24 protein-coding genes are annotated in these 23,594 nt (G+C 48.4%); 2 read left to right on the forward strand and 22 right to left on the reverse strand.

Going from position 1 to position 23,594, the window contains the following annotated elements; genetic code table 11:
• Position 1: 1 nt before the first annotated feature.
• From lptA to C8D98_RS08635, 17 genes are all read right to left on the reverse strand, one after another.
• Complete coding sequence (gene lptA / locus C8D98_RS08555; RefSeq protein ID WP_165871243.1) at positions 2-499, reverse strand: lipopolysaccharide transport periplasmic protein LptA; 498 nt, start codon at positions 497-499, stop codon at positions 2-4.
• The gene (locus C8D98_RS08560; RefSeq protein WP_132873719.1) at positions 474-1,010 is read right to left on the reverse strand and encodes an LptA/OstA family protein; all 537 of its coding nucleotides are present in this window, start codon (positions 1,008-1,010) and stop codon (positions 474-476) included. The genes lptA and C8D98_RS08560 overlap by 26 nt, the downstream gene beginning before the upstream one ends.
• Positions 980-1,474, reverse strand: coding sequence for a KdsC family phosphatase (locus C8D98_RS08565; RefSeq protein WP_132873720.1), 495 nt, complete (start codon positions 1,472-1,474; stop codon positions 980-982). Before C8D98_RS08565 ends, C8D98_RS08560 begins: the two co-directional genes overlap by 31 nt.
• Positions 1,471-2,373 (reverse strand): KpsF/GutQ family sugar-phosphate isomerase, encoded by a 903-nt coding sequence (locus C8D98_RS08570; protein WP_132873935.1) that lies wholly within the window; start codon positions 2,371-2,373, stop codon positions 1,471-1,473. Before C8D98_RS08570 ends, C8D98_RS08565 begins: the two co-directional genes overlap by 4 nt.
• A 70-nt stretch (positions 2,374-2,443) precedes the next feature.
• Positions 2,444-4,066: a CTP synthase gene (gene pyrG, locus C8D98_RS08575; protein WP_165871271.1), complete on the reverse strand. Its 1,623-nt coding sequence runs from the start codon at positions 4,064-4,066 to the stop codon at positions 2,444-2,446.
• Positions 4,063-4,791 (reverse strand): 3-deoxy-manno-octulosonate cytidylyltransferase, encoded by a 729-nt coding sequence (gene kdsB / locus C8D98_RS08580; protein ID WP_132873722.1) that lies wholly within the window; start codon positions 4,789-4,791, stop codon positions 4,063-4,065. Before kdsB ends, pyrG begins: the two co-directional genes overlap by 4 nt.
• 4 nt (positions 4,792-4,795) lie before the next feature.
• Entirely contained in the window at positions 4,796-5,140 is a 345-nt protein-coding gene (gene acpS / locus C8D98_RS08585; protein WP_132873723.1) for a holo-ACP synthase, read from the reverse strand.
• Positions 5,127-5,861, reverse strand: a complete 735-nt coding sequence (locus tag C8D98_RS08590) for a pyridoxine 5'-phosphate synthase (protein ID WP_132873724.1) — start codon at positions 5,859-5,861, stop codon at positions 5,127-5,129. The genes acpS and C8D98_RS08590 overlap by 14 nt, the downstream gene beginning before the upstream one ends.
• A gap of 1 nt (position 5,862) precedes the next feature.
• Positions 5,863-7,227, reverse strand: coding sequence for a phosphoglucosamine mutase (gene glmM / locus C8D98_RS08595; protein ID WP_132873725.1), 1,365 nt, complete (start codon positions 7,225-7,227; stop codon positions 5,863-5,865).
• A complete protein-coding gene (locus C8D98_RS08600; RefSeq protein ID WP_132873726.1) occupies positions 7,227-8,129 on the reverse strand; it encodes a CdaR family protein in 903 nt (300 codons plus the stop codon). Before C8D98_RS08600 ends, glmM begins: the two co-directional genes overlap by 1 nt.
• Positions 8,116-8,901 carry a diadenylate cyclase CdaA gene (cdaA, locus tag C8D98_RS08605; RefSeq protein WP_132873727.1) on the reverse strand — a complete coding sequence of 262 codons (786 nt, stop codon included), beginning with the start codon at positions 8,899-8,901 and terminating at the stop codon, positions 8,116-8,118. The genes C8D98_RS08600 and cdaA overlap by 14 nt, the downstream gene beginning before the upstream one ends.
• On the reverse strand, positions 8,889-9,737 hold the full coding sequence (gene folP, locus C8D98_RS08610; RefSeq protein ID WP_243640945.1) for a dihydropteroate synthase: 849 nt from the start codon (positions 9,735-9,737) through the stop codon (positions 8,889-8,891). Before folP ends, cdaA begins: the two co-directional genes overlap by 13 nt.
• A complete protein-coding gene (gene ftsH / locus C8D98_RS08615; RefSeq protein ID WP_132873728.1) occupies positions 9,730-11,565 on the reverse strand; it encodes an ATP-dependent zinc metalloprotease FtsH in 1,836 nt (611 codons plus the stop codon). The genes folP and ftsH overlap by 8 nt, the downstream gene beginning before the upstream one ends.
• Positions 11,566-11,583: 18 nt before the next feature.
• Entirely contained in the window at positions 11,584-12,114 is a 531-nt protein-coding gene (gene hpt, locus C8D98_RS08620; RefSeq protein WP_132873729.1) for a hypoxanthine phosphoribosyltransferase, read from the reverse strand.
• 16 nt (positions 12,115-12,130) lie between these two features.
• Positions 12,131-13,366, reverse strand: a complete 1,236-nt coding sequence (gene tilS / locus C8D98_RS08625) for a tRNA lysidine(34) synthetase TilS (protein WP_132873730.1) — start codon at positions 13,364-13,366, stop codon at positions 12,131-12,133.
• Positions 13,350-14,708, reverse strand: a complete 1,359-nt coding sequence (locus C8D98_RS08630) for a glucose-6-phosphate isomerase (protein ID WP_132873731.1) — start codon at positions 14,706-14,708, stop codon at positions 13,350-13,352. Before C8D98_RS08630 ends, tilS begins: the two co-directional genes overlap by 17 nt.
• Positions 14,695-16,470 carry an ATP-dependent DNA helicase gene (locus tag C8D98_RS08635; protein ID WP_132873732.1) on the reverse strand — a complete coding sequence of 592 codons (1,776 nt, stop codon included), beginning with the start codon at positions 16,468-16,470 and terminating at the stop codon, positions 14,695-14,697. The genes C8D98_RS08630 and C8D98_RS08635 overlap by 14 nt, the downstream gene beginning before the upstream one ends.
• A gap of 73 nt (positions 16,471-16,543) precedes the next feature.
• Between C8D98_RS08635 and C8D98_RS08640 the strand changes: the two genes are divergently transcribed.
• Both C8D98_RS08640 and hcp read left to right on the forward strand, forming a co-directional pair.
• A complete protein-coding gene (locus C8D98_RS08640) occupies positions 16,544-17,878 on the forward strand; it encodes a S1C family serine protease (protein WP_243640946.1) in 1,335 nt (444 codons plus the stop codon).
• Between the two features lie 88 nt (positions 17,879-17,966).
• Positions 17,967-19,580 carry a hydroxylamine reductase gene (gene hcp / locus C8D98_RS08645; RefSeq protein WP_165871244.1) on the forward strand — a complete coding sequence of 538 codons (1,614 nt, stop codon included), beginning with the start codon at positions 17,967-17,969 and terminating at the stop codon, positions 19,578-19,580.
• A gap of 152 nt (positions 19,581-19,732) precedes the next feature.
• Here hcp and fldA read toward each other — a convergent pair whose 3' ends face one another.
• The 5 genes from fldA to C8D98_RS08670 form a co-directional block, all read right to left on the reverse strand.
• The gene (gene fldA, locus C8D98_RS08650; protein ID WP_132873734.1) at positions 19,733-20,245 is read right to left on the reverse strand and encodes a flavodoxin FldA; all 513 of its coding nucleotides are present in this window, start codon (positions 20,243-20,245) and stop codon (positions 19,733-19,735) included.
• Between the two features lie 133 nt (positions 20,246-20,378).
• Positions 20,379-20,594, reverse strand: a complete 216-nt coding sequence (locus C8D98_RS08655; protein ID WP_132873735.1) for a hypothetical protein — start codon at positions 20,592-20,594, stop codon at positions 20,379-20,381.
• A gap of 74 nt (positions 20,595-20,668) precedes the next feature.
• On the reverse strand, positions 20,669-22,009 hold the full coding sequence (locus C8D98_RS08660) for an NAD-dependent malic enzyme (protein ID WP_132873736.1): 1,341 nt from the start codon (positions 22,007-22,009) through the stop codon (positions 20,669-20,671).
• On the reverse strand, positions 21,999-22,220 hold the full coding sequence (locus tag C8D98_RS08665) for a hypothetical protein (RefSeq protein WP_132873737.1): 222 nt from the start codon (positions 22,218-22,220) through the stop codon (positions 21,999-22,001). Before C8D98_RS08665 ends, C8D98_RS08660 begins: the two co-directional genes overlap by 11 nt.
• A 28-nt stretch (positions 22,221-22,248) precedes the next feature.
• Positions 22,249-23,505, reverse strand: coding sequence for an EAL and HDOD domain-containing protein (locus C8D98_RS08670; RefSeq protein ID WP_165871245.1), 1,257 nt, complete (start codon positions 23,503-23,505; stop codon positions 22,249-22,251).
• Positions 23,506-23,594: the final 89 nt, after the last annotated feature.

A 23,594-nucleotide genomic window follows, 5' to 3' on the forward strand; every position in this document is an offset into this window, starting at 1 on the left:
TTTACTTCTTCGCCTCTTTCGGTGCTATGATGATTTTGACCCTGTTGTTCGTTCCGCGGTCGACAAATATCCTGTTGTTCTCATTATAGAGTGTAACCTTCTCACCCTCAAGATAATTATCGCCCTGCCAGACTCTTACGTTGCTGCTGAGCACAGCCATCTCTTCAGCGGCGAACAACTTTGCCCTGTCCGAAAGAGCCAGCAGCCCTTCCTTTTCTATCTTAACGTTGCCCTGAGCGTTTATCTCTTTGACATTATTGCTTTTGTCAAAAGTAACGTCCATGTTGTCGGCTGAAACACGCATCTCGCCGTCTGTGACCACAACGTTGCCTGAAAATCTGGATGTATTGTCGCTGCCCGTATATTTCATATAGTCGGACAAAATCTTTATAGGTTTTTTACCCAGTCCGGGTTTAACAACCCCCTCTGCCGCAGAGGCGGTGAGAGCTGTTGCCAGAAGCAGAACCACAAGGCTATTTGTAATAAGTGACCTGAACATTTCCGATGAACTCCGCATAGTTATTCCTGCTGAATACCATTATCTTATCGGCAGATACGCTTCCGTTGTTATGGGAAATCTCAAAGCGTCCCAAAAGCGTACCCACTCCCGTCAGAAAATCATAGTGAAATCTGCTTTGATCGGTGGATTTAAAATCAAACTCATTGAGCCTGCCGTTTACCGCACCGGTGACACTCACCATATATTCCTTTTCCATATATCCTTTAGGAGCCAGAAGCTCCACGTCGATATCACCTTTCTTATAGACAGCCTTGAAGTCGGTAAGTTGCGCAGTTTCTTTTGCTTTGTTTATTCTGGCCTGTTTTGCAGTGACTTTATAAAAGTTATTCTGCTCGTCCAGAACCTTGCCCATCTCAAAGTTGTCTATGATGACCTCATTCTCTTTCAGGTTGAACTTAATGTTGTTCTTGTCCTTTTTAAGCAGTGTCAGCGAGGCAAGTGCAAGCACCACCGCCGTTACTACGAGAATGATTTTAGTATATTTTCCCATACGCCGTTCTTTTCCAGAATCTTTTCTATGAACTCCCGCACAGCGCCCCTTCCGCCCTGACGCACCGTCACATAATTCACCTGAGACTTAATATAGTCAAATGAATCGGAAAGTGTTGCGGAAAAACCCACACGCTTTAAAAGAGCAAGATCGTTTATGTCGTCGCCGATGAAAGCCGTCTCTTCGTATCCGACACCCAGTTCATCCCTGACCGACTCGAAACACTCGACCTTATTTTTAACCCCTGTGAAACAGCGGCGTATTCCAAGTTCCCTGCATCTAAGCTCTGTTACCTTCGACTTGCGTCCGGATATGACAGCAATCTCAAGCCCTGCGTTCTGCGCAAGTTTGATACCCAGTCCGTCCTTAACGTCAAAGCGTTTGATCTCGACCCCGTTATCATCATAGATGATCCCGCCGTCGGTAAGCACCCCGTCAACATCCAGCACAAGGAGCTTTATCATACGATACCCTCTTTCAGAAGGTCGTGCAGATGGATTATTCCGTCCGGTCTGCCTTCTTCGTCAACTGTGAAAAGGGAGGTAATGGAGAACTCCTCCATTATCTGCAAAGCCTTTGCGGCCAGCGCCTTTCTTTCAACCGTTCGGGGATATTTCAATGGTAAATCTTTTATATCCATGGAGAAAATATTATTATACTTTTCAAGCCCACGTCTGAGGTCGCCATCAGTTATGATTCCTGCCAGTCTGCCTGAATCGTCAACAACAGCAGTACAGCCGAAGCCCTTTGCGCTCATGACGAACACGGCATCGGAAACCTTTTTGTCCTGTCCTATAACGGGAACTCTGTCCTGTCCGTGGGCAAGATCGTTTACCCTTGTGAGCAGTCTTTTGCCCAGTGCGCCGGAGGGATGGTACAGAGCGAAATCGTCTGCCCCGAATCCTCGCTTTTCAAGGAGAGCAACGCTGAGAGCGTCCCCCATTGCCAGCGCCGCAGTTGTGCTTGCCGTGGGAGCGAGGTTCAGCGAACAGGCCTCTTTTGCTACTGATGCATCCAGAACGCAGTCGCTGCGCTCCGCAAGTGTTGAGGGTATTCTGCCGACGATTGATATCAGCGGAATTTTGAATCTTTTTATCAGCGGCAGAAGTTTAATAACTTCGGCAGTCTCGCCGCTGTTTGACAGAGCGATGCATACGTCACCCTTGACTATCATGCCGAGGTCTCCGTGAACCCCTTCTGCGGGATGCAGAAAAAGGGACGGCGTGCCTGTGCTGGAGAGGGTTGCGGCTATCTTTCTGCCGATTATGCCGCTTTTGCCCATTCCGGTGATGACCACTCTGCCCCTGCACGCGAGGATTATTTCCACCGCACGGACAAAATTGTCGTCCAGCCTGTCTTTCATGACGTTCAGTGCGTCAATCTCTGTCTGTATTGTCTCCCTGCCTATGGACAGGATGTCTTTATCAGTCAAATTATTCGCCTTGATTTTCTCTTTCTTTTTTGTAAGCGTATGCCGCTTTTATGAAGCTTGCAAACAGAGGGTGCGGTTTAGAGGGTTTGGATTTAAATTCCGGGTGGAACTGACATCCGAGGAACCATCTGTGAGATTTTGATTCGAAAATCTCCGCAAGTCCCCTCTCCTCGTTAACACCTGTCATCTGCAGACCGTTCTTTATCATGTCTTCTTTGAAATCGTTGTTGAACTCAAGTCTGTGTCTGTGACGCTCGGAGATGTGCTTCGCTCCGTATGCCCTGAAAGCGGTGCTGTCCTCATCCAGAGTACAGTCGTATGCACCCAGACGCATTGTTCCGCCCATCTGCTTGATGTTCTTCTGCTCGTTCATGTAATCTATCACAGGGTAAGGAGTTTTGGGATTGAACTCCACGCTGTGGGCGTTCTCCATCTTCAGAACGTTCCTTGCGAACTCAATAAGGATACACTGAAGTCCCAGACAGATACCGAAGAAAGGAATATCCTTGGTACGGCCGAAGTTGACCGCAACTATCTTGCCTTCCACGCCTCTTTCGCCGAAGCCGCCGGGGATAAGGATTCCGTCAACGTCAGAAAGGTATGCGTCGGGTTTTGCGCCGTTTTCAAGTTTTTCCGCATCGATACGCTTGATGTTCACCTTCACCCTGTTTGCGATACCGCCGTGGATGAGGGCTTCATTGATACTGATGTAAGCATCTTTCAGATCAATATATTTACCGACAAGACCGATTGTCACCTCATCATCGGGCTGTTTAAGCCTGTGGACGATGTCTTCCCATACTTTAGTATCGGATTCACGCTCATCCATTCTGAATTTCTTCAGAACCAGCTTGTCGATGCCCTCTTTTCTCATGGTGAGGGGTGACTCGTAGATGGTGCTCACGTCTATTGCATTGATAACGTATTCTTTTGATACATTGCAGAAAAGACCTATCTTGCTTCTGATGGACTCATCAAGGGGATATTCGGAGCGGCATACGAGGATGTCCGGCTGAATACCGATCTCACGCAGAGCCTTAACTGAGTGCTGAGTGGGCTTCGTCTTAAGCTCGCCCGCACTTTTGATGTAGGGAACGAGTGTCAGGTGGACGTAGCACACGTTGTCTTCGCCGGCATCAAACTTGAACTGTCTGATGGCCTCAAGGAAGGGCAGAGACTCGATGTCGCCAACGGTTCCGCCGATTTCGATAATGATTATGTCATATTTATCAGCATCTTTATAGATGTTGTTCTTAATCTCGTCAGTGATGTGGGGGATAACCTGAACTGTGCCGCCCAGATAGTCGCCGTTTCTCTCTTTGTCGATGACGGTCTTATATATTTTTCCGGTCGTAACGTTGCTCACTTTGGAGGTGTTGAAGTTAAGGAACCTCTCATAGTGTCCGAGGTCGAGGTCGGCCTCTGCTCCGTCTTCGGTAACGAAAACCTCACCATGCTGAAAGGGGCTCATTGTGCCCGGGTCAACGTTGAGGTAGGGGTCGTATTTTTTAATAGCTACTTTGTAGCCTCTGGATTCCAGCAGCGCACCGAGAGATGCCGCTGTAATCCCCTTTCCAAGTGATGATAGAACTCCGCCGGTAGTAAAAACAAACTTAGCCATCAGTTATTCCTGCCCATAATTTCTTCTGCTTTAATTAGGTCTTCTTCGGTGTCCACTGACACCGGCTTGTAATCGGTCTTTATCACTTTTATGCTCACGCCGTTTTCCAGCGCCCTGAGCTGTTCCAGCTTTTCAATGTTTTCAAGCGTGGTCTGCTCCAGAGAGGCGAACTTTATAAGCCAGCTCTTTCTGAAACCGTAAATACCGATGTGTTTATAATATGTTACATTGCCCGAACCGTCTCTGTCATATGGAATGGGCAACCTAGAAAAGTACAGTGCAAATCCGTTTTTGTCCAGTACAACCTTAACGCAGTTAGGGTCTTTTACATCCTCACCCTCGTCAAATGCGCATGCCGCAGTGTTCATAAGCACCTGAGGATTATCACGCAGATCCTTTATCAGTTCATTGATAAGGTTGGGGTCGATAAAGGGTTCGTCGCCCTGAACATTTATAATTATGTCGTCCTCAACGAATTTGGCCACACGGGCAACCCTGTCTGTTCCGGACTGGATATCGTCAGCGGTCATTGTGGACTCAATCCCCTCAACGCCCTCGCAGGCCTCAAGAATCTCCTGGGAGTCCGTAGCCACGATAACCCTGCCTGCAACTGATTTTTTGCAGTTCTCAGCAACCCTGAGAATCATAGGTACGCCCGCTATCTTTCTGAGCGGTTTTCCCGGCAGTCTGGTGGATGCCATTCTGGCAGGAATGACGACAACACTCATAATATTACCTCTTAATAAGACTTACAGCCATTGCATAATGCCTGTCGTGGGAGATGCTGACCTCTATGTCCGAACGCAGAACACCCTTGATGTACACAAGGGGCGCACCGGACTCTTCATTCAGTATCTCTATATCAGTAAACGAGTAATCGCCTCCGATACCCGTTTTGAAACTCTTTGCTATGGATTCCTTTGCGGCGAACCTGCCTGCAAGAAATTGCAGTTTAGAGCCTTTTTTCTCAAAAAGCTCCTGTTCACGCTCACTAAGAATTCTGTCTAAAAACTTCTTCCCATACCTTTCGTATGAATCTTTCAGCCGTCCGGTTTCGACTATATCACAGCCCAGCATCCATCAATGCCCTGTGGATAGTCTCTTTCATCTCACGAACCGCCCTCTCGACACCGACGAAGATCGAACGGGCGATAATGGAGTGACCTATGTTCACCTCGTTCATACCGGGGATGGTCACTATTTCGCCTACGTTGTGATAGTTCAGCCCGTGTCCGGAGTTGAGCACCAGACCAAGCTCACGGCATTTCTGCCCTGCGAAGATTATTCTGGAAAGCTCTTCTCTCTGCTGTGCGCCTTTGGTGTCAGCATAGCGTCCTGTGTGTATCTCCACAGCATCCGCACCCATCTCTGCGCATTTTTCCATCTGGTCTGCGTCCGCATCCACAAAAAGGCTGACGAATATTCCGCCGTCCTTAAGCCTCTGCACGCTGTCTGCGAGGCTGTCATAATTGCCCAGCACGTTCAGACCGCCCTCTGTGGTCAGCTCCTGTCTCTTTTCAGGGACAAGTGTCACCATGTCGGGCTTTGTTTCAAGTGCGATGCGCACCATCTCCTCTGTGCTTGCCATCTCAAGGTTCAGCCTTGTTTTCACCGTCTGGCGAAGTATCGCAAGGTCACGGTCGCATATGTGGCGTCTGTCCTCACGCAGATGTATCGTAATCTGATCCGCACCGCCAAGCTCAGCCAGAACCGCCGCATGGACAGGGTCCGGCTCTGCCGCCAGTCTCGCCTGACGAACAGTGGCAACGTGATCGATGTTTACTCCGAGTCTTACCATCTTATGAAAGCTCCTCTATCTCTTTCAGAGCAACAGCGCCGATGTTCTCGGCGTATTCCTCTATCTGTTTCAGGTCAGCACCCTCCAGCATCACACGTATCTTGTTCTCTGTGCCGGAATATCTGACAAAAACCCTGCCCGACTTGCCGAGAACCTTTTCAACAGAGGCAATTTCAGCCGTGGTCTTCGGAAGTTCGGAAAGGGGTATCTTTTTATTAACTTTATAGTTTTTAAGCGTCTGGGGATACAGTTCTATCATATTTTTAAGGTCTTTCAGGCTCTTGCCCGATTTCACAAGCACCTTGAGCAGCTGCATTGCGCTCACCAGACCATCGCCAGTGGTGTTATAGTCGCTGAAAATTATGTGTCCGGACTGTTCGCCGCCAAGGTTGTATCCGCTTTTCAGCATCTCAGCCATAACGTATCTGTCGCCGACTTCAGTGCGCACCACCTCTATACCTGCGTTGTTCATTGATCGTTCGAAACCGAGGTTGCTCATTACGGTGCTCACCATTGTGTCGCCGTTGAGAAGTCCCAGCTCTTTCATATGCTTTGCGCAGATACCCATGATGATATCGCCGTCAACCACCTCTCCGTCACCGTCGGAGAAAATCACCCTGTCGCCGTCGCCGTCGAAAGCGATGCCAATGTCGGCTTTCTTCTCTTTAACAGCCTCACACATAAGTTCAGGATAAACCGAGCCGCATTTATCGTTAATGTTTGTTCCGTTGGGCTGGTTGCCGATAACAGTTATCTTGGCTCCAAGTTCCTCAAGAGCCAGCGGCCCAACCTTATAAGTTGCGCCGTTTGAGCAGTCCACAACTATCTTAAGCCCCACAAGGTCAACGTCCCTGTCGAAGGTGTTCTTCGCAAACTCAACGTATCTCCCGATCGCCGTGTCTATTCTGTATGCTTTGCCGACCTTGTCAGCAGAAAGCGGAACGTCGCCCGTTTCTATCATCTGGTCGGTGAACTGTTCTATCTGAAGCTCCACTTGGTCGGGGAGCTTGTGTCCTGTACCGGAGAAAAACTTTATGCCGTTATCGTAATAAGGATTATGTGATGCGGATATTACAACTCCGGCATCCGCCCTGAGGCTTCTGGTAATAAAAGCTATCGCAGGGGTGGGGAGAACTCCCACCATAACCGCATCCATTCCCATGGAGGTTATTCCGGCGACCAGAGCCGATTCGAACATATATCCCGAAATACGGGTATCTTTTCCTATAACTATTCTATGAGTTTTCTTTCCGTCGGTGTAAAACTGTCGGGCTGCCGCCTGACCAAGACGCAGCGCAAAAGTGGCTGTCATAGGGAATTGGTTCGCAAGGCCTCTTACACCGTCTGTTCCGAAATACTTACGCATTAATAAACCTCAACACGCACTCTGCTTGGTTTTACATTGAGCACATTAATTATTTTTGAATCATTGAAAACAATACTGCGCTTGTAAACTCCTGGCGCATTCACATCGGAAAGATCCACACGGGGATTAAGAACGTTTGCAATGGTCTGCTCGTTCAGCAGATCCACCCTTCCGTTCACCCTCAGGGTGACATCATCCGTCAGCACCCTTGCTTTCAGCCCCACAGGAAGCCCTATAGGGTTGACATCAAGCTGATGTATTGTTTTGTCCTGAATATCTTCTTTAAAAACAACAAAAACTTCCACCGCTTCGGGGGTGGTCTTCTGAACGCCCTCATAAAACTTCAGACCGATGCTGTAGGTTATGGGGTCTTTCTTGCCGGAAAGGTTAACAGGCATGGTTTCAAGGGATTTTATTCCCTTTATTTTCGATGTGGCGGCGTTGACCTCCACAATTTCCGGCTTAACCATTACCGAGCCTATCTTGTAACCCGGCTGAGGCTCACCGACAAACGTAGGCGACACCTTGAGAGGTTTTTTAACCAGAGAGTCCACCGTAACGTCTATCGACTTGGGATTAATGTTCGTAACTTCAATTCCGGCGGGCATTTGAACGTCCTCAGGATTGATATAGACGCTCTTTGTGCCGGATTCTATCTTTGAAACGTCCAGACTTATCTGAACCTTGTTAAACTGCTTGTTATTAACGAGAAACTTGGGGCCTTTGGCCATAACGTTTATCAGGTTCTCATCGGTAACGGCTACGGATCCTTCGGGGATATTAGTAAGTTTCACAGGCACATAGAGCGATATTTCCTGAAACTCCCCCGTAACTATATACAACCAGAGGCAAACGGCCAGAATGACGCTGATAATTCTTAAGTGTGTGTTAGTTATTATCATTTTTCGCTACGCCCTTTGCAGGTTGATTAAATATGGAATCGAGCATCTTACGGAGTTTATCCGCATTAAGTTCCTCGCTGAGCTGTCCGTTCTGCGCCACAGTGATGGAACCCTTCTCCTCACTGACAGTGATGGCGATCGCATCCGTCTCCTCAGTAACGCCTACAGCCGCTCTGTGGCGTGTTCCGTAGTTTTTTCCGAGGTCTGTTTTGCGTGTAAGGGGCAGGATGCTCCCTGCAGTTGTTATGCGGCCGTTCGAAATTATCACCGCACCGTCGTGGAGCGGAGAATAAGGGATAAAAAGACTTATAAGTATCTCTTTTGATATCATACAGTCGAGCTTCTGGCCTGTGTCGTCCAGAAAGTGCTCAAGGTCGGTGTTGCGCTGGAGAACGATAAGTGCGCCTATCTGCCTGTTGGCAAGGACTGTTGCGGCCTTTACTATCTCGTCCAGAATGACGGATTTCGCCTTGGCCTGTGTGCCGAACACCTTGGTTTCGCCGATGAATGCCAGAGCACGGCGTATCTCCTGCTGAAAGAGAACGACTATGATTATGAACAGATAACCTGTGAAGTTGTCCAGAACCCAGCTTGTGGTCTTAAGCCCCAGATATCTGGCGGCGAAAGATACAAAAACAATGAGCAGGATGCCCATGAGCATGGGAAGTGCCCTCGTGCCCTTGATGAGCAGAAGGAGATTATACGCCACAACGGCGATTATCGCCATGTCGATGATGTCGAATAATCCTATGGATTTGATTATCTCAAACACTTGCCACCCGCAATTTTCAGCATTCTGAGCACTTTCAGCATGTCGGAGGTCTCCTCGATATCATGTGCTCTGATGATATCGGCTCCGTTGAGAACAGCCGCCGTGTGGGCAGCCAGAGTTCCTGCAAGACGCTTGACAGGAGGTTTGTTAACAACATTTCCTATCATGGACTTACGGGACATTCCCGCAAGAACGGGAAAGCCGGCAGATCTGATGTTTTCCAGACCTGCCAGCAGTTTATAATTATCTTCAAGTGTCTTCCCGAAGCCGAAGCCCGGGTCGATACAGATTGACGATTCCTTAATGCCAGCCCTGATGCACCTTTCGGCCGCATCCAGCAGATATTTTTTCACGTCCTCCACCACGTCGCCGTAAACAGGGTTATCCTGCATACTTCTTGGCTCGCCCAGCATATGCATGATGCACACCGAACAGCCGAACTCGGCACAGACAGCGACCATATCAGGATCACGAAACCCCGACACATCGTTTATCATTGCCGCACCGGCCGCCAGTGACTCATAGGCCACCTGCGGCTTCATGGTGTCCACAGAAACGTAAAGCCCGTTTGCGGCAGAGAGCATCACCGCCGGAACAACTCTTTTCAGTTCCTCCTCGGTGCTGACCCCATCGGAACCGGGTCTGGTGGATTCTCCGCCGATATCGGCTATATCCACCTTATGGAACAGAAATTCGTCCACCCTGCTGATCAGTCCGTCGGCACTGTTGAAACTGCCGCCGTCGCTGAAAGAGTCGGGGGTCACATTCAGTATCCCCATCAGAAGAGGAAACTCAAGCGACAGATCCCCGCGGGACGAAGTTAATATCTTAGACAAGCGTCTCTTCCGCTTTGGCTTCGGGTTCGCTTTCAGCTTCCCCGCTCATAAGCTTGTCGATCTCGTGTCCGTCGATGGTCTCCTTTTCAAGGAGGAGTTTGGCAACACTGTGCAAAAGCTCTGTATTGTCTTCAAGTATTCTTCTGGCTCTGTTATAGCCATCCATTACTAAAGCCTTAACCTCATCGTCAATGGCGATTGCAGTTGTTTCGCTGTAGTCCTTCGCATGGCCTATCTCTTTGCCGAGGAAAACCTGCTCGTCCTTCTTGCCGTATGCAAGGGGGCCCATCTTCTTGCTCATACCCCATGAGCAGACCATTTTTCTGGCGATGCCCGTGGCTCTTTCTATGTCATTGCCTGCGCCTGTGGACAGCCTGTCAAAGATAACCTCTTCGGCAACACGTCCGCCCATAAGCACTGCAAGCATGCTCTCCATGTAGTCTTTGGTATACATGTGTCTGTCATCAACAGGGAGCTGCATTGTAACACCAAGCGCCATCCCCCTGGGGATGATACTGACTTTGTGAACGGGGTCGGCCTCAGGAATAAGCTTCGCAACGATTGCGTGTCCCGCCTCGTGGTATGCGGTGTTCTCCTTCTCTTTGTCGCTGATGACCATGCTTCTGCGTTCCTTACCCATGATAACTTTGTCTTTGGCCTCTTCAAAGTCTATCATCTGAACCGCTTCCTTGTTCTTGCGGGCAGCTATCAGAGCCGCTTCGTTAACAAGGTTCGCAAGCTCGGCTCCGGCAAAACCGGGGGTACCTTTCGCTATAACTTCGAGGTCGATACCCTCTTCCATTTTCACTTTAGACGAGTGAACGGTGAGAATTTCAAGTCGGCCGTTCATGTCGGGTCTGGGAACAACCACCTGACGGTCGAAACGTCCCGGGCGCAGAAGCGCAGGGTCGAGAACGTCGGGTCTGTTGGTCGCCGCTATCATAATTACGCCTTCGTTTGACTCGAAGCCGTCCATCTCAACCAGCATCTGGTTAAGCGTCTGCTCCCTTTCGTCGTGGCCGCCGCCGAGGCCTGCGCCTCTGTGTCTGCCCACGGCATCTATTTCGTCAACGAAGATTATACAGGGAGCATTCTTCTTGCCCTGCTCGAAAAGGTCACGCACACGGGCCGCACCAACACCGACGAACATCTCAACGAAGTCCGAACCGGATATGGAGAAGAAAGGAACTCCGGCCTCGCCTGCAACGGCTCTTGCCAGCAGTGTTTTACCTGTTCCGGGAGGGCCCACAAGCAGAACACCCTTAGGGATCTTTCCGCCGAGCTTCTGGAACTTCTGGGGGTCTTTCAGGAAATCTATGATCTCCTCAAGCTCCTCTTTCGCCTCTTCAATACCTGCAACGTCCTTGAACGTAACTTTGTGCTGATCCTGAGTGAGTAGCTTTGCCTTTGATTTGCCGAAGCTGAAGGCTTTGCCGCCGGCTCCGCCCTGCATCTGGCGCATGAAGAAAATCCATATACCGATGAGGATTATCATAGGCAGCCACGAAACGAGAACCTGCATATACCAGGGGCTCTTGTCGGGCGGCTGAGCTGTGATCTCAACCTTGTGTTCTCTCAGCATCTTTATGAGTTCAATATCGTCGGGGGAATAGGACTCGAACTGTCCGCCCTCAACGAAAACTCCGTCGATTTTATTCTGCTTTATGGTCACAGACTTAACCTTATTCGCCATCACCTGTGTGGTGAACTCGGAATAGCTTATGTTCTTTTTGACCGCCTGAGTCCCGCTTATCACGTTGAACAGAAACACCATGATAAAAGCGATGACCAGCCATAAAGCCAGATTTTTGTAAAATCCGTTATTCATAATCACCTTTCTCCAACATCAGTCGGTAAATTCGACCGTGCATATATTTTTTAAATTGCGGTAATATCCGTCGTAATCAAGTCCGTAGCCAACCACGAACCTGTCGGGAATCTGGAATCCTCTGTAGTCCAGATTTATCTGCGCTTTGCGTCTTTCTGGCTTGTCCAGCAGAGCAACAAGCTTCATGGATGCCGGATTACGCAGAGAAAGCATATTGGTAAGATATGACAATGTGTTTCCGGTATCCAGTATATCTTCAACGATGAGAACATGGGTATCCTCCAGCGGCCTGTCCAGATCGAACAGAAGCCTTACGGAACCGGATGAATCAGTACCTTCGTAGCTTGACACAGCCAGAAAGCCTATCTCAACGTTTGAACCTTCCATCTCTCTGACAAGGTCGGCCATAAATATCACCGAACCTTTCAGAACGCCCACTGCAAGCACGTTCTTATCTGCATAGTCTGCGCTTATCTGTTTGCCCAGCTCTTTCACTCTCTTCTGAATCTCTTCTTCGCTCAGCATTTCTTTAAGAATATGCGGTCTCAAATTCAACTCCCCGGTTTTATTTCACATAAAGGGTTATACTAGCATCATGTGAGATATTTTCAACCCATACGATGACATTTTTTTCAAGAATTATTAATGCGGTATCCCTTGTGTATAGGTCAAGTTTCCTGTCTATGAAGACATCTTTGACCTTTTTCATCTTTATTCTGTCTCCCGGACGCCTGTTGCGCACGGTTAGTTCCTCATCCTTCCATCCGCCTTTGAACCGCAAGGTCTTCCCTGTCTGAGGAACATAAAGGCTGTCGGCTCCGGCCGGTTTTGTCAGTTCGAAATATGCGATATTCCTGCCGTGATAAAGCCTTATGAACTTATCGCTCTTCTCGAATTTGTATCCGTCGGGCATATCCGCCCTTACCGAAAACTCGTTATCCAGAATTTTCTGCATCTCAGCCAGATGTCTGCGTTCGAAACGAAAACAGGCGGAACCCATCCTGTGGAGGATGTATTCCTGCTCCAGTTCGTTCAGCGATTCGAAAACATCGGTTTTAACAGCCAGAACGTCCGCCTGATGATTCTCAATCATCGGTTCAAGTTTTTCTGCTAAATAACTATCAAACCTGACGCTGTCTTTCAGATAAGATATAATGTTCTCTTCATATCCTTTTCTGAACTCCGCCAGTTTCGCCGTGACGTTTTTGCGGATGAAGTTTCTCAGAAAGTTTTCGTCATTGTTGGTCTCATCAATGACATAGGATACGTTGTATTTGTTCAGGTATTCGTAAATTTCTTCGGAAGTAATATCCAGCATCAGCCTGCAAAGCATTCCGTCCTGCTCTCTGATGCCTTTCAGCGAAAACGGCGAAGCCCCCTGAACGGCCTGAATGAAAAAGGTCTCCACAAGGTCGTCTCTGGTGTGCGCCGTGAGTATCATATCGGCGTTAAACCCTGCCGCAGCGTCGTTCAGCGCACGATAGCGTATCACCCTCGCCCCGTGCTCGAAGCTCATTTTCTTCACAGCACAGTATCTGGGCACATCGCACCGGAACGAAACAAAAGGTATCGAATATTTTTCGCAGAAATCGGAACAGAACTTCTCATCCCACCATGCGGTTTTGCGGTACATATGGTTCACATGGCAGGCGGAAAGTTGATAACCTTTTATCCCTTCATTCTTTTTTAAGAAATGCAGCAGCGACACAGAGTCTTTGCCGCCGGAAAAAGCAACCAGCAGTCGTTTACCGTTCAGTTCACCAAGTCTTGCCGACAGTTTCTTCTCAAACGATAAAGTCATTCTGCTTCTTGTATATCTCCGTCAGTATATCTTTCGTGGAGTCATAACCCTTTCTGCCGAGCATTGAATAGGCGTAGTCTTTGCCCTCTTCAACACCTGGCTGGTCGAACGGATCGATGTCGTATGCAAGGCCTATCACCGGAACTATGTACTGCCAAAGCATGAACAGTGCGCCGATGGTGTATTCGTCAACTATATCAAGGGATATCTTGACCGAGGGTCTGTCGGCGGTCTTAAGGGCGGCTTCCGTTCCCATCAGCTCGATGTTGCAGAGCTTACCCAGTGTGTGACCGTTCAGATAGTCATATGCCTCATAGGGCGAAACTATCTTCTTGTCCTTGTCATGGTTCAGAACCTCTATGAATGTAAATACTTTATCGTTAGGTCCCTCTTTGTACAGCTGAACCTGAGAATGCTGATCTATGGTTCCTGTGGCACGCACAGGGGTTGTTCCGAAAGAGATATGCTGACCGTTCTTAGTTTTGCTCTTGCCGAGGCTCTCGCCCCAGAGCTGACAGAACCAGTCCGCAAAGGATATCAGCCTTGAGGAATAAGGCATCATTACGTTTATGTTTTTACCCTTATCCATGAAATACATATAGATTGCGGACAGGGTGAGTATCTGCTCATATCCGTCCTTGTTGGCCGACATTGCCCCCTGAAGCAGCTTGTCTATATCAAGCCCCAGAATGGCCGCAGGAACAAGCCCGACGGGAGAAAGAACGCTGAAGCGTCCGCCCACGTTCGGCTGAACATCGAACGAAACAAAGCCTTTGTCGTTAGCCATAGCCCTCAGCGAGCCCTTTTCAGGATCGGTGATTGCGCATATCTGTTTTTTCGGATTTTTAACTTTAGTTGTAAGCCATTCGTAGATAACCCCGAAGTTTGCGGCTGTCTCAACCGTGCTTCCGGATTTTGTGATGATGCAGACGAAGGTATCCTCCGGCTGACATTCTGACAGAATGGAGTTTATCTTGCTGGGGTCAACGTTGTCCGCCACCCACACACGGGGAAAGCATCCCCTCTCTGCGAACGAGCGGGCGTTATAGCCGAAGGGCAGCATTGCGTTGCAAACGGTTTCCACTCCAAGAGAGCTGCCGCCTATGCCAACAACTATCAGGTCGTTGAACTTGCCGTTTATCTCTTTGGCAAATTTTTTCAGCGGTGCGGTGCTCTGGGAAGGAAGCCCGATGAACCCTGCGTCTCCGTTGTCATACATTCGAAGCAGACGGGACAGCCCCAGCTTTGCCTTCTCTTTGTATTCTTCAAGCTGTTCCTCGCTGAGACCGCCGGCGATGTACTTGTCCATCACATAATTGTAATCGACTCTAATCCGCTTCATCAGTTACCTCCAGAAAACGAACCGCATCATCAATGGAATCTATCTTCGGTACATTATTTAACACATCACGGAAATACTTTCCATAACTTTTGGTCTCCATTCTGGTGTCCAGAACAGCCCAAATGCCGTGGTCGTCCTCGTGTCTGAGGAGCCTTCCCACTGCCTGTCGATAGTATATCACAGCACGGGGCAAAAAATAGTCTTTAAAAGGGTCAAGTCCTTTATTTTTCAAAGAAGATGCACGCTCTTTCAAAACTATATCCTCGAAATATTCGAAAGGGAGCTTATCGAGCACCACATAGGAAATACCCGTATGTGCAAAATCCATCCCCTCCCGAAACACTGCACAGCCCACAAAAAACGTATCGATCAGCCCCTCTGTGTCGCTTATGTCTATTTCACTCTGAGCAAACACCCTGTCGGGGATTATCTGCTTAAGAAGCTTTGTGACCCTGTTCATTCGGGACACACTGTTGCAGATTATCAGCACCGAGCCTTTCGCTTTGAGAGCAAGCTCTTCATAAAAGGCATCGTCACAGTCCTTGACCATCAGCCTGCCCTGTTCTTCCATATTGAATACAGGTTCAAGGCTTTTCGAGGACACCTCATCCTCTTTATATCCGGTTTCATTCAGAAAATAGTCGAATGTTCCTTTAACCGAAAGGGTTGCACTGATGAACACAGGAGACAGGCAGGAATTTTTCAGCCCTTCCCTCAGTTTCTCCGATGCGTCAAACGGTATATACTGGAGCGTTATGTCGCCCCGCTCAACCTCCGCAAACCGCACGCCCTCGCTGTCGCCCATGACGCTCTCGGCCTTGTCGTTCAGCCGCTTGTGCATCTGCTTAAGGTCGTCAACGTCCTTTTCGCCTATGGCCTTGTTAACAAAGGATATATATCCGAGAAGCCGTTCCTTTATCTCGGAAGTGTATCTGCGCTCGGTGATATCCTCCAGAAGACCTGACAGAAGACCAGCGGCGATCTCTATCTCTCTGGGGTCAAAAACGGGTCTGTTCTCGTTCATCACCCGCAGAAAACTGCGCAGAGACAGTTCTGTTCCTGCAAAACGGGGGAAAATATCGGGAATTGAATGTGCCTCGTCCATTATTATATGGTCGGCAAAATCAAATATACTTGCGTGCTCGCTCTCCGCTTTCAGGGCAAAATCGCTCATCAGCAGGTAGTGATTTGTTATTACTATGTCAGCATCGTTGGCGTTCTGCTTGGCTCTGTAAAAAGAGCAGATATCATAGAACTCGCATTTGGATGCTGGACACATCCACGAATCCGTGGTGATGTTCTCAATCTCTCCCATATTGAATGCGCCAACGGGCATCTCTATTATCTCTTCTCTGGCAACCGTTTCGTACCACTGGATAACGTTCTCGTATCTGCCGGGGTGCGGATATACCAGTTTGAAGAACCTAAGGTGACAGAAATAGTTCTTTCTGCCCTTTAGTACGGCAACGTATTTATCCTTGCCGAATATCTTTCTGGCGGATTTTATGTCTTTGCCCGCAATCTGGGACATAAGCTGTTTTGTTTTGGTGGATATTATGATGCGGCGGTTAAGCTCGAAGGACGGCACAAGGTATGCCATTGTCTTTCCGGAGCCTGTGGGAGCCTCAAGAACAGCAGGCGTGTGGCTCTGCATGGACTCATAGATGAACTCCGCAGCATCTATCTGCGCCTGCCTTTTGCGATATCTCGGCAGAGCATCGGACATTGCCCCGCCGTCTTCAAAATAATGTTTAACGGACATTAAAACAGAATACTTGAATTAATCGGGGGGTTCAAATATATTCTTAAAATAACTTAAATTTATAGGGTGGCTGATGAAAAAATTACTGTTGCTGATAACTGTGATGCTTATGATCTTCGGCTGCGGAAAAGAGAAGCCTGAGGAAATAAAAACTCCCGAACAGAGTCAATCCTCCGCACCGGCCGCACCCCCGCAGGGCAGCAACAGATATTCTCCGGTGGTCAACGCCATCAAACTTATAGAAAACTCGGTTGTCAATATCCGTACTGAAAAACTCATCCGCACTTCAGTAGGCCCCTTCGGGCAGGAAACTCTCCACGGAGAGAACTACATAAACGACTTTTTCGGGCAGGACAGGGTATACAAGACCCAGAGTCTTGGATCGGGCTTCATTGTTAAACCGGACGGAACCATAATCACCAACTACCACGTTATCGAATCAGCCACAAAAATATACGTTATCACAACCGACAACAAAAGCTATGAAGCAAGGCTTGTTGGCGGCGACAAGATTCTCGACATTGCTGTGCTCAAGATAATTCAGGCGGGAGAATATCCGGCCGCCAAAGTCGGCAACAGCGACAACGCCATGCTGGGCGAAACAGTCATTGCCATGGGAAACCCGCTGGGGCTGAACAGCTCCATCACAACAGGCGTCATAAGCTCGGTTAAAAGGGTTATAAACATCGGCAACGGCTACGCAATGTACATCCAGACCGACGCACTCATAAACCCCGGAAACTCCGGAGGCCCGCTGATAAACCTCGACGGCGAGGTTGTGGGAATAAACTCCGCTATGGTTCAGGAGGCTCAGGGAATCGGATTCTCAATCCCCATCAATACCGCAATGCGTGTTCTGCCGGAAATACTTAAAAACGGCAAGGTGACCGCCGGACACATGGGATTCGCAGCCAGAGAACAGAAAGAGCCTGATGGTGTCAGCCTCGTTGTCACCAGAGTTGAAAAAGGTTCCAATGCTGAAAAGATTGATATGAAGGTCGGCGACAGAATATTGCAGATAAACGGATATCCGGTTTCGTCACTGCTGGCCATGAGCAACATGCTGAGAAGTTATCCCCCCGGTTCCGCCATTGAGCTGATAGTGGGCAGAGGTTCAAAGACCTTCAAAGGTCAGATACTTCTGACGGAATATCCCGAAAACTACGGCATAGATTCCCTCAAAAACACCTACGGGCTGATCTTCGGCAAAAAGGGCAACCACCTGATAATCGAATCCAGAGGGATCTCCACCACTGTTCAGGAGGGGGATGTTCTGATGGCAATGAACGACAGCGAAATCAATGATATAAAACAGCTGAACACTTACATAATAGACAATATGGGCAGGGAGATAGTCATGACCCTGTTCCGTTACGGTCAGCTTTTCAGAGTTAAATTTCAGCTTTGATGTTTTTTTTGACTTAGCTCAATTTAATTGAGTCAAAATTACTCTATTGTCCTTCATGAACCAAAACATAGGAGGACACCAAATGAGTATGTTCTGTTTTCAATGTCAGGAAGCAGCCAAAGGAACAGGCTGTACCGTTAAAGGCGTATGCGGTAAAACCGATACTTGCGCCGCTCTTCAGGATGCACTTGTCCACACGCTGAAAGGCATCTCTCTTTATGCAGAAAACACAAACGCCGACAAAAAATACGGCCGTTTTGTATCACAGGCGCTTTTCGCCACAATAACCAACGCAAACTTCGACGATGCCCGTATCTACGAGCTTATCCTTGAAGGCGTTAAACTCCGCAACGAACTCAAAGCGATCTCCGGCGCAAACGTCACCTGCGACTGCGCAAACTGGATCCCCTCAAGCATGGCTGATGCAATCGCAAAAGGCAACTCCTTCGGCGTTCTCTCTCAGGAAAACGAAGACATCCGCTCTCTGCGCGAACTGCTCATCTACGGTCTGAAAGGCATCGCAGCCTACGCTGACCACGCATATGTTCTCGGCTATGAAGACACAGCAATCTACAACCACATGTTCAAAGCTCTGGCAGCAACAACAAAAGACCTGTCCGCTGATGAACTGGTGGCTATGATAATGAAAACAGGCGAATCCGCAGTAACCACTATGGCTCTGCTGGACAAAGCCAACACATCCACATACGGCAACCCCGAAGTTACTGAAGTTAACATCGGTGTCGGCGCAAGACCCGGCATCCTTATCTCCGGTCACGACCTGAGAGACCTTAAAGACCTGCTTGAGCAGACTAAAGGCACAGGCGTGGATGTATATACCCACAGCGAAATGCTCCCCGCTCACTACTACCCCGAATTCAAAAAATACGAAAACTTCGTGGGCAACTACGGAAACGCATGGTGGAAACAGGACAAGGAATTCGAATCCTTCAACGGTCCTATCCTTATGACAACTAACTGTATCGTGCCCGTGAGAGAATCTTACAAGAACAGAATGTTCACAACAGGCATGGCAGGCTACCCCGGTCTTAAACACATCGCCGACAGAAAAGAAGGCGGTCAGAAAGACTTCAGCGAAGTTATCGCTCTGGCTAAAACATGTCCCGCTCCTACTCAGATCGAAACAGGCAAGATCGTCGGCGGTTTCGCACACGCTCAGGTCATGGCTGTTGCAGACAAAGTGGTTGAGGCTGTTAAAGCAGGCGCAATCAAAAGATTCGTTGTTATGGCAGGATGCGACGGCCGCCACAAGGAAAGAAGCTACTTCACAGAAGTTGCCGAAAACCTTCCCCAGGATGCAGTCATCCTTACGGCAGGCTGTGCAAAATACCGCTACAACAAGCTGAATCTCGGCGACATCGGCGGTATCCCCAGAGTGCTTGACGCAGGTCAGTGCAACGACAGCTACTCGCTGGCAGTCATCGCCCTTAAACTGAAAGAAGTATTCGGTCTGGACGACATCAACAAACTTCCTCTGTCATTCGATATCGCATGGTACGAGCAGAAGGCAGTTGCGGTGCTCCTCGCCCTGCTCTTCCTCGGTGTTAAAGGCGTACGCCTCGGACCGACCCTTCCCGCTTTCCTCTCACCCAACGTGGCAAAAGTCCTCGTTGACAACTTCGACATCAAGCCCATCGGCGATGTTGAAGGCGACGTAGCCAAAATAATGGTCGGTGCATAATCGATTATATACCATCGTCATAATGAGGTAGAGAAGAGAGATTCTTCATTTCATTCAGAATGACAAAATATAAAAGCCCGGGAATACCCGGGCTTTTTTTGGCTTACGATGTTATCAAATATTCTAAGCTCAGAAGCTGTTTCTGAAAAATTCTACGCCATCTGACCTGTCAGCATATCTGCCCAGTCAGCTATGCGCTTTTTTGTCATGGAAGCCTGATTATCATCGTCAATGGCAAGCCCTATGAACTCGCCGTCGATAACAGCCTTAGAATCGCTGAAATTATATCCGTCAACAGGCCATGTGCCCACTATGTTCACTTTGCTGTCCACCACCTTCTCATAAAGGATTCCCATTGCATCGAGGAAGGTATCCGAATATGTGTCCTGATCTCCTGTGCCGAAAAAGGCAACAGTCTTACCGTTGAAATCTATCTCCTCCAGTTCGCCCATGAAGTTTTCCCAGTCATCCTGAAGGTCGCCCATGCCCCATGTGGAAGAGCCGAGGATCAATTTGTCATACTTTTCAAAAACGGCCTTGTTTGCGTTAGCAATGTTGATGACATCCACCACAAAGCCTTTTGCATTAAGAGCCGCAGCTATTTTCTGTGCTACGCCCTCTGTCGTTCCGCCGCTGGATCCGTAAAAAAGTCCGATGCTGCCCATACAATTTCTCCTTAGGGTTAATATTGTGACAGGCTCATCTTACATAATTGATAATGATTGTCAATATCGTTTTATGAATGGGCACAAAAAAAGCGGAGCATCGCCCCGCCTCTGAAAATGCCTGTTTAAAGGCTTATTGCTCTTCCTCTATCAGTGCGCCGACAATCTGCGCCTTGAAATCGCTGTATGATTTTTTGTTGTCAAAGTCCACGCTTCTCTCTGAAGTTCCGTGGTCTATCATAACGGAAAGCTTGGTGTCGTCAAACTCTATAGTGTTGAAATTATTCAGGTTTATCACCAGAGCGTTCTTTCCGTTCTCAAGAATGAATACCAGTTCCTTGTTAAGCATCTATGCCCCCTTCTGTTTCGGATACACTATTCATCTTTTGCTTTTTTAGCAACAGGAAACCCGTATAAAGCACATTATTCCTCTGTGTATCTGGCAGAGCCGGATCTGTAGGCCGCTGTCTCAACCTCTTTCGCCACCGCATTGTGGACGTTCTTGTCGAGAATATTCGGCACAAGGTCGCCGTCCAGAGCGAAGGAAGCGATTGCCTTTGCCGCTGCGATCTTCATCTGGTCGTTTATAGTTCTGGCGTTTGAAATCAGAGCACCCTTGAAAAGTCCGGGAAACGCAAGTGCGTTGTTAACCGATTTACCGTCTGCGGCGAATATTGCTCCGCTCTTAACGGCAAGGTCAGGATCTATTTCGGGATTAGGGTTAGAGAGCGCAAGGATAACCTGCCCCTCCTGAATCATATCCGGTGTTATGAGGTTCGGACAGCCTGTGGTTGCGATAACAATTCTGGATTCCGACACAACCCCTCTCAGGTCTTTTCTGGTTCCGCCAAGGCTTTCGAAACGCTCCATGGCGGACACATCAAGGTCCACACCGTTAAACGTCTTAACTCCGTAGGCCTTAAGGAGCTTCATTATTCCCGTTCCTGCGGCTCCGAGGCCGATTATGCCAACACTGGACTCACGGAGGTTAAGGAACGTATATTTGGCAATGTTTATGAGTGCCGCCAGAACAACAACCGCTGTTCCGTGCTGATCATCGTGCAGAACCGGAATATCAAGCATTGCATCCAGCTTCTCCTCAATCTCGAAGCACTCCGGAGCCTTTATGTCTTCCAGCTTGATTGCTCCGAATGTTGGAGCTATATGCTTTATGGTGTTGATTATCTCTTCAGGGTCTTTGGTATCAAGAAGTATCGGGATGCCGTTGATATCCGCCAGAATCTTGAACAGCATGCCTTTGCCCTCCATAACGGGCATTCCGGCAACTGCACCTATGTCGCCAAGGCCGAGGACAGCCGTTCCGTTGGTGACTATCGCAACGTTGTTGCTGATAGTTGTAAATTTTCTGGCAAGTTCGGGGTTTTGCTGAATCTTGTGGCAGATTGAGGCCACACCGGGCGTGTAGACTATGCGGAGGTCGTCCAGAGAATTGATATCCACAGTGGGGCGTATCTCGATCTTTCCACCCATGTGATTCTCCTCAACAACATCCGTTACCGAAACAAGCTCGCTGCCTTCAATGTTTTTAAGCGCAAGGAGCATTTCGTTGAGGTTGTTCTCATCTTCAGCGTAGACGTCCAGAGCACGGATCTTATATCCCTTTCCGACGTGGGTTGTGGAAATTTCACCTATCAGTCCGCCGCATTCGCCTATGGCGGTGGTTATTTTTCCGAGGAATCCCGGTTTATCGGTAACTTTGACAGTCAGAGTCCTTATGACCTTGTTGGAATATTCAATCCTCATCTTCGTCTCCAATATCGAGAAATTTCTCCCAGGTTTCCGGCTGGAACATTGAGCAGGTTTTCTTGGGAGATTTAATATACCTGTCCTCAGCCGCACATTTGAGGCTGAAGCAGGTCTTCATTTCGGGGATGAGAAGACGTCTGAAATGCACACACTGGGCGCATTTCGAGTCCTCTACTATGATATTTGTATTCTTTGATGGTTTTGCCATATCCGCCTTTAAGCACAATATAGTAGTTTCAGATGCTGTTGTAAACGGATTGCTGTTCCGCCAGCCAGTCAAGCCCCCGGAATTTAACATCGCTGATGTCCTCTTCGGTGAGCCTCAGCGCAGCCAGTTTGTTCCGTTTTATCTCGGAATTAGCATCGTCCACATCTTCGAGTATTGCAAGAAGATTTCCCAGCTCGCCCTTTCTCTCCAGCACAGCCTCTCTTATCAGCGGCTTAACGTTGATGGATTCCATAAGATCCTCTTTCGATACTCCGAGAACCACATCAACATAGGACAAAAGCCCTATGAAAAAGGCATCCGCCCTTCCGGTGTAGTTCTCTCCGAAAACCTTTATGGATAAAAGTTCCAGAGTGTGGGCACGAAGCATGGCCGTTTCCAGCAGTGTGGACTTGAATATTTTTCCGCCTGTACTGGCATAGAGCATTATGGTGAGCCATTTGCGCATATTTTCACGGCCTATGAGGGTCAGCGCATGGCGTATACTGTTTATTTCTGTCCGCAGACAATACTGGCAGGCGTTTATGAGCTTAAGAAGTTTGAGCGAAAGCTCCGGCTGAATGCGAAACTCAGCTTCCAGCTTGTCCAGTTCGGCATTCTGGGAAAGATGTGACAGAAGCCGCAGAATGACAGCTTTGCCCGGTTCGACGTTTCGCTTGTTCATAACTGTGGGTTTTTCGAAAAAGAACCCCTGAAAAAGCTCGAATCCACAGTCTCTGGAGAAATCGAAATCCCCTCTGGTCTCAACCTTTTCAGCCAGCAGCATCATATGCCGCCCGCTGAATATCTTCTCCACCCGCTCCATCTTAACCAGACAGTTCTCCTTCATGTCAACTTTGAGGTATTCAACGTAGGGGAACAGCGGCATGAACATTGCAAAATATTCGGAGCTTAGAACAAAATCATCCAGAGCGAACATATAGCCGTCTCTGTGGTAGGCGGCCACCTTCTCCACCACCTCTTTCTTGACGTTAGTGGTCTCCACTATCTCAAAAACGACCTTATCTTTGGGAAGAACGTCCAGAACGTCCTGCTCGATTATCTCTTCATCTATGTTTATGAATGCGTATTTACCGTTGGTGAGGCTTTTTATGCCGAAATTCTGAAAGATATTTACAAGCACACGGGAGGTGGCGACAACTGAATCGAATATTTCCGCTTTGTTTTCGACGTCGCCGGCCTTTCTGAACAAAAATTCATAACCAAAGACCTCTTCGTTTCTGTCCAGAATAGGTTGACGTCCCACAAGGAAATTATCAAATATCATATTCCTGCACACTTGTTTTTCTTTAATATAACATCCGGTAAACAAAAAATCACTATTAAACATATATATTTTTTTTCCGATACTAAAAG

Source organism: Seleniivibrio woodruffii, assembly GCF_004339245.1.
Classification (GTDB): Bacteria; Chrysiogenota; Deferribacteres; order Deferribacterales; family Geovibrionaceae; genus Seleniivibrio; species Seleniivibrio woodruffii.

Bases quoted from the DNA above. Each gene is read 5' to 3' on its own strand.
- C8D98_RS08660 (WP_132873736.1), bottom strand. From the start codon at position 22,009: ATGAGGATTGAATATTCCAACAAGGTCATAAGGACTCTGACTGTCAAA.
- C8D98_RS08590 (WP_132873724.1), bottom strand. From the start codon at position 5,861: ATGGTAAGACTCGGAGTAAACATCGATCACGTTGCCACTGTTCGTCAG.
- glmM (WP_132873725.1), bottom strand. From the start codon at position 7,227: ATGCGTAAGTATTTCGGAACAGACGGTGTAAGAGGCCTTGCGAACCAA.
- ftsH (WP_132873728.1), bottom strand. From the start codon at position 11,565: ATGAATAACGGATTTTACAAAAATCTGGCTTTATGGCTGGTCATCGCT.
- C8D98_RS08560 (WP_132873719.1), bottom strand. From the start codon at position 1,010: ATGGGAAAATATACTAAAATCATTCTCGTAGTAACGGCGGTGGTGCTT.
- C8D98_RS08565 (WP_132873720.1), bottom strand. From the start codon at position 1,474: ATGATAAAGCTCCTTGTGCTGGATGTTGACGGGGTGCTTACCGACGGC.
- tilS (WP_132873730.1), bottom strand. From the start codon at position 13,366: ATGACTTTATCGTTTGAGAAGAAACTGTCGGCAAGACTTGGTGAACTG.
- lptA (WP_165871243.1), bottom strand. From the start codon at position 499: ATGTTCAGGTCACTTATTACAAATAGCCTTGTGGTTCTGCTTCTGGCA.
- C8D98_RS08670 (WP_165871245.1), bottom strand. From the start codon at position 23,505: ATGATATTTGATAATTTCCTTGTGGGACGTCAACCTATTCTGGACAGA.
- kdsB (WP_132873722.1), bottom strand. From the start codon at position 4,791: ATGAGTGTTGTCGTCATTCCTGCCAGAATGGCATCCACCAGACTGCCG.
- acpS (WP_132873723.1), bottom strand. From the start codon at position 5,140: ATGCTGGGCTGTGATATAGTCGAAACCGGACGGCTGAAAGATTCATAC.
- C8D98_RS08635 (WP_132873732.1), bottom strand. From the start codon at position 16,470: ATGTCCGTTAAACATTATTTTGAAGACGGCGGGGCAATGTCCGATGCT.
- C8D98_RS08630 (WP_132873731.1), bottom strand. From the start codon at position 14,708: ATGAAGCGGATTAGAGTCGATTACAATTATGTGATGGACAAGTACATC.
- hcp (WP_165871244.1), top strand. From the start codon at position 17,967: ATGTTCTGTTTTCAATGTCAGGAAGCAGCCAAAGGAACAGGCTGTACC.
- C8D98_RS08600 (WP_132873726.1), bottom strand. From the start codon at position 8,129: ATGATAATAACTAACACACACTTAAGAATTATCAGCGTCATTCTGGCC.
- C8D98_RS08655 (WP_132873735.1), bottom strand. From the start codon at position 20,594: ATGCTTAACAAGGAACTGGTATTCATTCTTGAGAACGGAAAGAACGCT.
- fldA (WP_132873734.1), bottom strand. From the start codon at position 20,245: ATGGGCAGCATCGGACTTTTTTACGGATCCAGCGGCGGAACGACAGAG.
- C8D98_RS08570 (WP_132873935.1), bottom strand. From the start codon at position 2,373: ATGAAAGACAGGCTGGACGACAATTTTGTCCGTGCGGTGGAAATAATC.
- C8D98_RS08665 (WP_132873737.1), bottom strand. From the start codon at position 22,220: ATGGCAAAACCATCAAAGAATACAAATATCATAGTAGAGGACTCGAAA.
- C8D98_RS08640 (WP_243640946.1), top strand. From the start codon at position 16,544: ATGAAAAAATTACTGTTGCTGATAACTGTGATGCTTATGATCTTCGGC.